Annotated in this window: 5 protein-coding genes and 1 CRISPR repeat array; of the genes, 4 read left to right on the top strand and 1 reads right to left on the bottom strand. The window is 32.1% G+C overall.

Annotation, left to right across the window (positions count from 1 at the left end):
- Positions 1-260 precede the first annotated feature (260 nt).
- From ACXGSQ_RS17130 to cas2, 4 genes are all read left to right on the top strand, one after another.
- Positions 261-992 (top strand): hypothetical protein, encoded by a 732-nt coding sequence (locus ACXGSQ_RS17130; protein WP_458627355.1) that lies wholly within the window; start codon positions 261-263, stop codon positions 990-992.
- A gap of 188 nt (positions 993-1,180) precedes the next feature.
- Positions 1,181-6,601: a type II CRISPR RNA-guided endonuclease Cas9 gene (gene cas9, locus ACXGSQ_RS17125; protein WP_458627354.1), complete on the top strand. Its 5,421-nt coding sequence runs from the start codon at positions 1,181-1,183 to the stop codon at positions 6,599-6,601.
- Positions 6,602-6,604: 3 nt separating this feature from the next.
- Positions 6,605-7,507 (top strand): type II CRISPR-associated endonuclease Cas1, encoded by a 903-nt coding sequence (gene cas1, locus ACXGSQ_RS17120; RefSeq protein WP_458627353.1) that lies wholly within the window; start codon positions 6,605-6,607, stop codon positions 7,505-7,507.
- A 30-nt stretch (positions 7,508-7,537) separates the two neighbouring features.
- Positions 7,538-7,882, top strand: coding sequence for a CRISPR-associated endonuclease Cas2 (gene cas2 / locus ACXGSQ_RS17115; RefSeq protein WP_458627352.1), 345 nt, complete (start codon positions 7,538-7,540; stop codon positions 7,880-7,882).
- A gap of 109 nt (positions 7,883-7,991) precedes the next feature.
- A CRISPR array of direct repeats spans positions 7,992-9,781; the repeat unit is 46 nt; unit sequence CCTGCGAATTATCTATAAAGATATAGAACTGAAAGCAATTCACAAC.
- A 462-nt stretch (positions 9,782-10,243) separates the two neighbouring features.
- On the opposite strand, the gene ACXGSQ_RS17110 is transcribed toward cas2, so the two are convergent.
- Entirely contained in the window at positions 10,244-12,688 is a 2,445-nt protein-coding gene (locus tag ACXGSQ_RS17110) for a TonB-dependent receptor domain-containing protein (protein ID WP_458627351.1), read from the bottom strand.
- Positions 12,689-12,778 lie beyond the last annotated feature (90 nt).

Below are 12,778 nucleotides of genomic sequence, written 5' to 3'. Positions count from 1 at the left end.
GTAAGTATGGGTTGGCTATTGTTGAGGTTAAGGTGCTATTTGCAAGGAGGTGTGTAGAGGTTGGGCTATGGGAACTCAGGATTAGAAAGGGGGGTGGTAGGTATTGCATAGGGGGGTGATATAGATGAAAGTCAGTATAAAGTCAGTATAAAGTCAGTATAAAGTCGGTATAAAGTCGGCATATAGTCGGTGTAAATAGGGGGGATTTGGTTTTTATCTTATGTATTTTATATATTTATATTGTTGAAAATTAATGTATTATGGCGAGACAAAAAGGTTTGGTGCCTTTAGAAGGCACGTTAAAGGGTATTAATTTTTATTATAGAAAAGGTGTTCCGATAGCAAGGGCGGCTGGTGGAGGATTTACAAGATCGGCCATTAAGCATAGTCCTACAATGGAAAGGGTACGAGAGAGTAATACTGAATTTGCAGGATGCTCTAAGATTAATAAGGTTTTTAAGCAGGCTTTAGCACCTTTTTTGAAAGGGCATAAAGATGGTACTCTTCACAGTAGGCTAATGTCATTGTTTTTGGGGATTAAGAATTTGGATAGGATTTCGGGTCCGGGTAAAAGGCAGGTTGCTTTAGGGATAGAAACGCGGCAGGGAGTACGGTTGTTTAATGATTTTAAGGTAACACCTGAACGGCCAAGGTTGTTAGCTTGTGATTATGGATTAGATTGGAATGAAGGAGTATTTTTTATAGAAGGTCTTGATTCTGGTGTTTTTATGAAGGGTTGTGATGTTGTTGTTTTGTCTGTAGGATTGGTGCGTTTTGATTTTGATTGTTTGGCTTTTGAGCACGTATTTGCAGATCCGTTATTAGTGCGGAGGTCTGCAGAAGCCTTGGATTATAGAATTGTGTTGCCTGCGTTAGCTTATGGTACAGGAGAGGTTTTTGGTGTAGGGCAAGTGCAGTTTTATCAGGAGATTGATGGGGCTTTGTATGATATGCGTAAAGGGTTTGGTGTTGAGTTGTTTATGGAGATCTAGTTAGGGCATAAAAAAACCTCCCAGTTAAAGTCGAGAGGTGAACTTAAATGTTTTCACAACGGAATAATCCTTATTGTGAATTGCTTTCAGACTGTAAATTTAAAACAATAATTTTTAATATGCAATGAGGTTTCCCGTAAGGAGTAATTAAAATAATTTTATATGTTTAGAGGCAAAATAATTAAGAAATGAAAACCGTATTAGGATTAGATTTAGGAACTAATAGTATTGGGTGGGCGTTGGTGAACATAGACCATGAAAATAGTTTAGTAAAAATTATTGGACTCGGTTCACGCATTATACCAATGGATGCTGGAGAAATTAAAGATTTTGAAAGTAGTGGAAAAATTAAAAGTACTGCTGCTCAAAGAACCGAAAAAAGAGGGTCAAGAAGACTAAATGAGAGGTATTTACTAAGAAGAGATAGGCTACATTTAGTGCTTAATTTATTAGATACACTTCCTAAACATTATAAACTCGATATTGATTTTACAAATTCGAAAGGAGAAAAAAGCGGTCAATTCAAGAAAAATAAAGAACCTAAAATTGCTTATTTACCAATAACTAAAGGTAAAAAAACAGAATTTTTGTTTATGGATTCTTACATAGACATGTTAAATGATGTTGGAGATGAAAACGTTACAAATAAAAAAGGTAAACGTATACCCTATGATTGGACTCTATATTATTTAAGACAAAAAGCGCTGTCTCACAAAATAAGTTTAGAAGAATTGGCTTGGGTGCTTTTGAGCTATAATCAAAAAAGAGGTTATGAAAAAACAGAAGTTGAAGATAAATCTAATAAAGAAGGTGAAATTATTGAAGAGTTAGATTTAAGAGTAAAAGATGTTTTTTTTAAAGTTGATAAAGAAGAAAGGCCATATTATGAAGTTCACCTTGAAGGAAATGATAATTTTATTTATTCTGAATATTCGAATCAACAAATGACCTTTAAAGGGGATTTAAAAGAAGTTATAAAAACATCTAAAGTTGATGAGGAAGGTAATGTTGATAATAAAAAAACAGAATTCAAAATTATTGATATTTATGAATTAAAAATACAAGATGTAAAATACGAGAAAGAAAATAATAAACATAAATATATTTTAAAGTATGAAAATGGTTGGGTTGAAGAAAAGCCGCCTATTAATAACTTCACTTATAAATACCAAAATGCACAAAATAAGCCTTATGATTATATAGTAGAAACTGTTTATGATTATAAAGGGAAAAACAAAGTAATACGAGGAAAAGAAAGACAACTTAGAGAGCCTGATTTTAGTGATAATTCATCCGATTGGACATTATTAAAAAAGAAAACAGAAAAAGAAGCTCTTACGTTTAATATTGCAGAAGGGTTAAAAAATAAAGATAATAGTGCTAAGAAATTTATTTCACCTAAAATTTATAGTGTACTAAAGTCCGATGCTAAAACTGGCAAACATACCAAAATTATAGGCGGTATGTTTCAAGTGGTAGATAGAGATTTTTACCGTGAAGAGCTTAATGAAATTATAGTAACTCAAAAAAAATTCCATGCAAGTTTAGAGGATAAAAAAGTATTTGAGCAGTGTGTGAAAACGCTATATCCTAAAAATAAAAAACACCAAGAGGCTTTATTAAAAAATAAAAATGCTATTCAACATTTATTAGTAGAAGATATTTTATTGTACCAACGTCCTTTAAAAAGTAAGAAGTCAGAAATTGCAAATTGTAAATATGAAATAAGATACTGGAAAACTATCGAAAATAAAGAAGGTAAACCGATAGAAGAGATTGATAAAGAAACAGGAGAAATAAAAATACGTAAAGAACCAATTTTTCATAAAGTTATTTCAACCTCTCATCCCTATTTTCAGGAATTTAGAATTTGGGATAAATTACATAACTTAAAACTTATAGAGGTTGAAAAGATAAATGAAGTGACAGGTGAAATTTCAACCAATGTAGACGTAACCAAAACTTATATTAAAAATGAAGAAGATTATGAAAAGCTATTTGAAAAATTAAATAATCAGAAATCATTAAGTCAAGAGCAATTTTTAAGATTTTGTAAAGATAAATTCAAACTTCCTTACAATAAAAAACTTGGAAATTTTGTGTGGAAGTTTCCAGAAGATGAAGAAATAAAAGGAAATGAAACAAGGGTAAGTTTTGCCACTCGTTTTAAGAGATGTGGTTTTATTGAATATTCAAATTTTTTAACCCAATCAAAAGAACTTGAACTTTGGCATTATTTGTATTCTGTTAATTACAAAGAAAGAATAGCCAATAATCATAAAAGCTTAAAAACATTTTTCAATACCTTTTTTAAAGGATATGATATTGATGAAATTGTAAAAGAGAAAATTATTAATGATTTTGCAAACTATCCAAAATATGATTCAAAATATTGTGCTTATTCAGAAAAGGCTTTAAAAAAACTTTTACCATTGATACGATTATGTGAACCAATCGTAAAAGACAAATGGAAAACTGAACAATGGTTTATAAAATGGAAAAAAAGCCTCTTAAAACGTGAAGAAGCAATACTTCAGAAGCTTGAACAATTAAATTTTTTATCTAAAGAGATTGATTATTCCAAAGTGGTTGATACAAATGTAGATGTACAAAAAGGAGAATTGCCATTTCCAAAAGGATTATTTAATGTCTTTAAAGCATTTAAAAATAAAGAAAACTTTAAGGGGTTAAACTTAACTCAAGCTTCTTATTTGGTTTATGGACGTCATTCAGAACTAGCCAAAGCAAAATATTGGATTTCTCCTGATGATATTAGAAAAGAACTCCATCAAGAATTAAAGCAACATTCGTTGAATAACCCAATAGCGGAAAAGGTGCTTTTGGAAATGATGCAAGTAGTAGCTGATATTTGGGATTATTACGGTAAAGGAAAAGAAAATTTTTTCTCTAAGATACATCTTGAAATAGGAAGAGAACTTAAAAAATCTGCAAAAGATAAAGAAACTGATTCTAGGCGTATAGCTGGGAATCGAGCTCAAAACAAACGTATTCGCCAAGTTTTAGAAGAGTTTTTAATAAATAATCCATACAATGCGATTTTAAATAGTAAAGATCATTTTGAGCGATTAAAAATTGTGGAAGATGCGGCTATAAATAGAAATAATTTTGACAAGAAATTTTTTGAAGAGAATGAAGAATTGAAAAGAGAAAATATTACAAAAAAGACTATTGAAGGCATTCTCAAAAAACCACATATCACAAAGGCAGATTTTGAAAAATATAAATTGTGGATAGAGCAAGGTTATCGTTCTCCTTATTCTGGTCAGATTATAAAAATAACCGATTTATTTGATGGTAATAAATACAATATTGATCATATTTTTCCACAAGCTTTAATTACCAATAATTCCTTAAGTAATAAAGTTGTTGTTGAAGTTGAATTAAATAAGTTGAAAAGTAACCAAACAGCTAGAGCTTTTATTCAGTCGAGAAATGGACAATCCTATGCTGGAATACCTATTTGTTCTGAGGAAGAATATGTTAATATTGTAAAAACGCAATTTTCAGGGACAAAACGTTTTGTCCTTCTTTCTCAGGATATTCCGAAAGAATTTACTAATAGCCAAATGAATAATGCTCGACATATTGCACGTAAAGCCATGGAGCTGTTAAGTCATATTGTAAGAGAAAAGGGAGAAGTAGAATTCCGTTCTAAAAATGTATTACCAGTTACAGGAAAAATAACTACGGAATTGAAACGAGCTTGGAAATTAGATCAAGTTTGGACAGCATTAGTTGCTTCGCGATATATTCGTTTAAATAAACTTATTCAGCCAGAGCTCTTTAGTGATAATCCAAGCGAAGATCAATCTTATCTTTTTGGAAGATGGCAAACCTCAAAATCCGGACATCAATATTTTAATTGTAATTTAGATAAGAGTATTAGGGAAAAAGATGAATCCTATAATATTAAACGGATAGACCATAGACATCATGCTTTAGATGCTCTAATCGTAGCTTTATGTACAGAAGATCATGTGAATTACATCAATAATATTAATTCAAATTCCTCATCAGAAAATTATGGTAAACAAAAACAAATTGAAAAATATCGTTTGACATTGAAACGAAAAATAATGTTTACTAAAAAGGATGTTGGACAAGATGAGAAAAATTGGTATTACATGTTACCGGGAGAATTCAGAAAAAAAGGTGAAGAAAATTCTCATAGGGATTCGGTTATAGAAATGTCGTATTCATATAAAAATTTTGATTCATTTGGACAGGATTATCAAAAAATGGTTTTAACCGCTTTACAACATACCGTCGTTACTTTTAAACAAAATCTTCGGGTAATAAATAAAACGATAAATAGATATAATAATACTCCTAACAAAAATAAGTTTGCAATTCAAAAATATAATTTAGGTAAAAAACAAAACTGGGCTATACGCAGACAATTAAGTAAGGAAACAGTTTACGGTAAGCGCATAGTTAATAATCAAGAAATAAGAGTAGAAAGAGAAAAGTTAAATGATAAATTTAACCGAGCAAAAATTAGGAAAATAACAGATAAAGGTATTCAACAAATACTTAATAATCATTTAAGTCAATTTGATACTATTAAACTTCCGTTTGAAGAGGCTATAAATTATTTATATGCAGTAGTTGAAAAACAAGAATTAGAGGCAATAGTAAGTGATGAAACGAATAGTTTTAAAGCAATAGAGGATTTAATAAAATATTTAAGAATTAATTCATTTAAATATGAAAAGACTGATTATTCAAAATTAAATTTATTCATAGAAAAAATTTCTGAACGTAATTTTAGAAATGAAAAATTAGAGAACAACAAGAATAAATATGAAATAGATGAGCATCCTGAAATGGCATTTATACCAGAAGCTATTGAGAAAATGAATGAACCTAATGAGCTTAAAAGGCTTAATGATGGTGAATTTCACAAACCAATATATAAGGTTCAAACATTCCAAGGTTTTGGGAAAGAACGAGCTATAAGTGATGATGTCTCATCTGTAAAATCAAAGCAATTTGTAGTTACAGCTGCTGGTTCTAATCTTTATTTAGGCTTTTACGAAAGAGTTTATCAGGATGATAATGGGAATAATGTAACAGAACGAAAATTTAAATCTATTGGTTTAATTGACCTTATAGAGACATTAAAACAAGATTCTAACAATCGTTTACATCCATTACCCGATAAATTTTTTGATAAATATAAAAATGAATTTCATAGAATATTTACACTTTCTCCATTAGATTTAGTTTATGTGCCAACAGAAGAAGAAATTGAAAATCCATCTAAAGTTGATTTTAAAAATCTAACAAACGAGCAACTAAATAGAATATATAAATATGTTGATGGCAGTGAAGAGATTGCGAACTTTGTATCATATTCTGTTTCTACTCCAATTTGGAGGTTTCATGGTAAAAAAAATAAAGAAATTTATAATGAATTAAAAGCTGAAAATAAAATAAGTATATCAGAAAAAGAACTTATACAAAATGAATTTGGATTAGGTAGTCAACAAAACAAAAATCAAAATATGATTGATGGAAAGACACAAGTGAAAAAGTATTGCTGGAAACTTAAAGTGAATCGCTTAGGTCATATTTCAAAAGCTTAAACGATGATTAAGCGCACTCTGTTTTTTAGTAATCCCGCTTATTTAAGTACTCGAAACGAGCAGTTAGTGGTTGCTTTTCCTGATTCAGAAAAACAGGATGTGACTGTTCCTATTGAAGATTTGGGTTATGTGGTTTTAGAGCATCCACAGATTACGATCACCAATGGTTTACTGATGCAATTGGTACAACATAAAACGGCTGTTATTACCTGTGATAAGCAGCATTTGCCCACTGGTTTTTTACAGCCTTTGGTAGGTCATAGTGAGCAAACGGAGCGGATGCGGTATCAATTAAATGCGAGTGTGCCCTTAAAGAAACAGTTGTGGCAGCAAACGGTGGTGGCTAAAATAGATAATCAAGCTAATCATTTTTTAGCTCGGGGTAAAAATGCGCTTCGATTAAAGCGTTATGCGCGTTCGGTAAGTAGTGGTGATTTGGGAAATCAGGAAGCTTTGGCAGCAGCATTTTACTTTCAAAATTTATTTGCTATAGCGGGATTTAGTAGAAATCGGAAAGCTATGGCACCTAATAATTTGCTTAATTATGGGTATGCTATTTTGCGTGCTATAACCGCACGAGCTTTGGTGAGTAGTGGATTATTGCCCTCAGTGGGAATCTTTCATCGCAATAAGTACAATGCTTATTGTTTGGCAGATGATGTGATGGAACCTTATAGGCCCTATGTTGATGCTGTGGTGTATGATATTGTAGAAAGCGGTTGTAATATTGAAGCCTTGAATACAAGTATTAAAAAGGAATTGTTGCTTATTCCTGCTATGGATGTGGTAATAGATGGAAAACGGAGTCCTTTGATGAATGCGATGAGCCGTACCACTGCAAGTTTGTATGAATGCTTTGAAGGAGGCCGTAGAAAACTACTGTATCCGGAGTTTGCAAGCTATTAAAAAACGGGTAGGCTAAAATGGCTATTATTTATGGCATTATCTCTTACACGGTTAAATCAATATAGAAGTATGTGGGTCTTGGTGTTTTTTGATTTACCTACCGAAACGCCTACGGAGCGGAAAGTAGCTTCGGGCTTTAGAAAAGGATTAATTACTGATGGCTTTGCTATGTTTCAGTTTAGTATTTATATGCGTTTTTGTCCGAGTAGAGAAAATGCTGCAGTTCATATTAAGCGCACTAAAAATGCGTTACCTAAAAAAGGCAAGGTTTGTATTATGCAGATTACGGATAAGCAGTTTGGGATGATGGAATTGTTTCACGGTAAGAAGGCAGTGGAACCCGAGTCTCCAAGTCAGCAATTAGAGCTTTTTTAGGATTATAAAACTGAGGTTCTAGGTGCTGTTGTCTTCTTTAAGACCAGTATTTTGTGTGATTTTAATGGTGTATGTAAAAAACAGGATACCAGCGTATTATAGCAAGTATCCTGCGAATTATCTATAAAGATATAGAACTGAAAGCAATTCACAACACTGTTGCCGTGTATGTAGTTGTATTAAATCCTGCGAATTATCTATAAAGATATAGAACTGAAAGCAATTCACAACAGTATTTATTTCTATGTTATAAATTTATCACCTGCGAATTATCTATAAAGATATAGAACTGAAAGCAATTCACAACCTACACGACCAAAGCCACCTTCGTTTTTAACCTGCGAATTATCTATAAAGATATAGAACTGAAAGCAATTCACAACTTGGTTTTATTTGTTACAGGCGCTTTAACTCCTGCGAATTATCTATAAAGATATAGAACTGAAAGCAATTCACAACTTAATCAATCGCAACGACACCATAGCCTTGCCTGCGAATTATCTATAAAGATATAGAACTGAAAGCAATTCACAACTTAATTTAAGTCTTTCTTTGTAGTCCATATCCTGCGAATTATCTATAAAGATATAGAACTGAAAGCAATTCACAACTATATTTTCAAATAATCACCATCCATTGTACCTGCGAATTATCTATAAAGATATAGAACTGAAAGCAATTCACAACTAATCTAACTGTATAGATGTGATGGCTTTTCCTGCGAATTATCTATAAAGATATAGAACTGAAAGCAATTCACAACTATTGTCATCGGTTGAGTTTCTACGACCCCCTGCGAATTATCTATAAAGATATAGAACTGAAAGCAATTCACAACTAATATGGTATGGGTCGATGAGTTCCCTGACCTGCGAATTATCTATAAAGATATAGAACTGAAAGCAATTCACAACTTATACCTAGAGTTTAATATACGTCTTTTGCCTGCGAATTATCTATAAAGATATAGAACTGAAAGCAATTCACAACCTTCCATGAGTTTTGTTTTTTAAATGAATACCTGCGAATTATCTATAAAGATATAGAACTGAAAGCAATTCACAACTCTTTTTTAACATCCATTACAACATTGTTTCCTGCGAATTATCTATAAAGATATAGAACTGAAAGCAATTCACAACTTATTATTCTGTGGTCTTTAGGACTTTTCTCCTGCGAATTATCTATAAAGATATAGAACTGAAAGCAATTCACAACACGCTTTATTAAACGATCCAAAATATAAAGCCTGCGAATTATCTATAAAGATATAGAACTGAAAGCAATTCACAACACATTTACATACGATTACATTTCTGCAGATCCTGCGAATTATCTATAAAGATATAGAACTGAAAGCAATTCACAACTTCTCAATAGACGCTTGAAGTTGCTCGTAACCTGCGAATTATCTATAAAGATATAGAACTGAAAGCAATTCACAACATAAGTTTCAAAATGGTATTCCTTTACATTCCTGCGAATTATCTATAAAGATATAGAACTGAAAGCAATTCACAACTAACGTGGGTTGGCGTGCGCCTGTAAAAGCCTGCGAATTATCTATAAAGATATAGAACTGAAAGCAATTCACAACTACTGCGTGCATATTTAGGTTTTCTGTATGCCTGCGAATTATCTATAAAGATATAGAACTGAAAGCAATTCACAACAAACAATACTATCATGCTTCAAAATGCATTTCTGCGAATTATCTATAAAGCTATAGAACTGAAAGCAATTCACAACACCTACCTACTAATGTACGTTAATTATGCCTGTGAATCTGCTATAAAAATATAGAATTGAAAGCAATTTACCATGCTTAGGGCTTAGAAAAATTGTAAAAAAATTCTGTATATTCTCTGTAAGGCTATAGAACTGAAAGCAATTTACAACTCCATTTTATTTAATAAATTTATTATAGTTCTGTGAGTTATATAGGAGGTAGGGATTAGGGCTTAGGGATTAGGTATTAGGGATTAGGTGGTTAGGTTTTAGATGTTGGGGGATTGGGGGATAAATATTTATAAAATTATAGAACAGAACATAATTTGTGACCGTTGTTTAACTAGCTTAAATTTTAATGTGTTTTTGCTATAAAAAAAGCCCAAACAAAAATTCGTCTGGGCTTTTCAGCTATTAACCAACTTAACTAACACTATTATAAAAACTAATTTATAATTACTATTACTTAAAACTATATTACAGTAGACGTAAAAAGAGGCGTTTTATTTCACCGCTTTTCACTTTTAACGTGCATTTAACAAAAACCCGAAACTTTCGTTTCGGGTTTTCTTTATGTAATAGTTAAGTACCAACACTAACCATCAACATTTGGCTCAACTATTAAACAGGTGTTTAGAACATGCCTCCTCCGTCTTTTACGTCGTTATCACGCTGTTTTCGAGATTTAGCGCTGTATTTTCCACCACCAAAACGGTACGATAAACGTGCTGATATTTGTTGACTTTCCCAATTAAAACGTCCGTATTGTTCATAAGGTCTTTTGCTTTCAAATTCAGCATACATCGTATTAAAAATGTCATTATAACTTAGACTGAAACTCGCTCTGTTTTCCATAAAACTATAACGCATTCCAAGATTTACCATGAGCATTTCACTCATTTCAAATTGAATATTTTTATTTTTTCCACGGTACATTCCAAAGGCTGAAAAACTTAAGCTTTTACTGACTTTAAAATTATTAAAAGCTCTTGCACTCCAAGCCACATTATCGACTTCAACCGTGTTTAAAACAATATCTTGGTTGCCATCAAACGATTCTGCTACACTTTTTTGGGTTTGCGAGAATAAATCGAAACTAGCATTAACACTCCACCATTTTGTTGGACGGTAATTTGAAGAGACTTCCACACCATATGAGGTGCTGTTGTCAAAATTCATATTCGTCATTATTAAACGATTGATGTCTGTACGGTCAATTAGTATGGCTTGTTGAATTTCATCTTCAATAATTCTATAAAATACTCCAGCCGTTATGCTTCCTTTTTCAAATTGTCTGGTGTAATTGGTTTCTACAGAATTAGTGAATTGTGGACGTAATTCTTGATTACCAAATTGTGAAATTAAAGGGGTACTCCATTCTGGTAATGGATTTACTTGTCCAATGCCAGGACGATCTATTCGTCTGCTATAACTTAATTGATATGAGTTTTTTTCTGAAGGCGTATAGGTTACGAACGCCGAAGGGTATAATTCAAAGTAATCATTTTTAAAAGGAATATTTAATTCTTCATTTGAAGCTAAATCCTTTTTATAGGCTTTAGAATCTACGTTTACCGTTTCGGCTCTAACTCCCACTTGGTAGCTCCATTTTTCTATTTTTTTGCCATAGGTGGCGTAAGCAGAATAAATATCTCTGGCGTAATCAAATTGTGTAGTGGTTGGAATATAGTCGCCAAATACATTTCTTTCACGTCTATTAGATTCATAAAAAATACCAGTGTCAAACAAGCGTGCTTCTAAACCTAATTCTAATTTTGTTGTTTCTGATATTGGGTTAACATAATCTAAATTTATAGTCGTATTCGTTCTGTCAGTATCGGTGTCTTCTATAAAATTTGGACGTTGTGAGTTGTAAAATATATTGTTGGTATCCCCTAAGCCTTCGTAAGTATTATAGTCAACTTCAAGCTCTATATTATGACCTTCTTCGTTAAAATTATGCTTGTAATTAAAGTTGTACTGCTGCGAATCATTATTAACCTCTCCATTCATAAATTGAGATTCATTAAGACTTGGATTGGCGAGATATAGGATTTCAGAATTTACAATGGGCTTACCATTAAATGTATTTTGATTGGTGAAAACTGAAATGGTGTTTTTGTCGTCTAAGTAGTAATCTAATCCAACTTTAAATAAGTGGGATTTGTTATTGTTTAAAATATCGAAGTTTTGCTCAATGTTTTGTTCAGTTCTGTTAAATCCGCCATCATTCGCATTTTTAACAATACTATTACTGTAAGCGCCGTAAAAATTGAGTTTACCATTTCTGTAATTGGCATCGATAGAACTATTGAATTTTGGTTCAATGTCGTGAGCCAAACCAAAATTAATATTACCATTAAAACCAATTTGTGTGTTTTTATGTAGTACGATATTAATAATACCGCTCATGCCTTCAGGATTATATTTTGCAGAAGGATTTGTAATGAGCTCAATACTTTTTATTGAGGTTGACGGAATCTGTTTTAGTAATTGTTCTGCTGGTATGTTTGATAATTTGCCATCGACCATGACACGTACATTTTGGTTTCCCCTTAAGCTAATGGCACCGGATTGTTGATCGACACTAACAGCGGGTAAGTTGTTCATGATCTCACTTGCTGTTGCACCTGCTGTTTGCAAGTCTTTTCCAATAGTAATAACTTTTCTATCTACCTTTTGCTGAATGGTGGACACATCGGCAACGATAGTCACTTCATCTAAGCTCGTAGACTCTTCTTCGAGTTTTATATCACCAAGGTTGGGTTTGTAGTTTCCTTTGCCAATACTTATGATTTTGTCGACCGTTTTAAAGCCTACAAATTGAATGGAAACGATGATTTTACCTTCAGGAATATTTTGAATTTCAAAGGTTCCGTCGTCATTAGTGATGCCACCTGTAATGATTTTATTTGCCATATCTTTAATGACAATATTTACATAAGGTAAAGGTTCGTTGAGTTCCGCGTCTATAACACGTCCTGAAACAGAACCGTCTTTAATATCAGAATTGGAATGGGGTTGTGCACTTATAATGGTTGATGAGATCATTATAAGCATTAGTAAGAAATGCTTCATTGTTGATTGATTTTTTGATTGATTTGATAGTTTGTTTAACAGTAGACGACTATATTTAGGATGTGTTACTCTAAAAAGTTTGCTTAACAT

The sequence above is a fragment of the Winogradskyella sp. PC D3.3 genome, from assembly GCF_054366245.1.
Note: the sequence above shows the minus strand (reverse complement) of the source record. Positions and strands in the feature narration are given on the sequence as shown.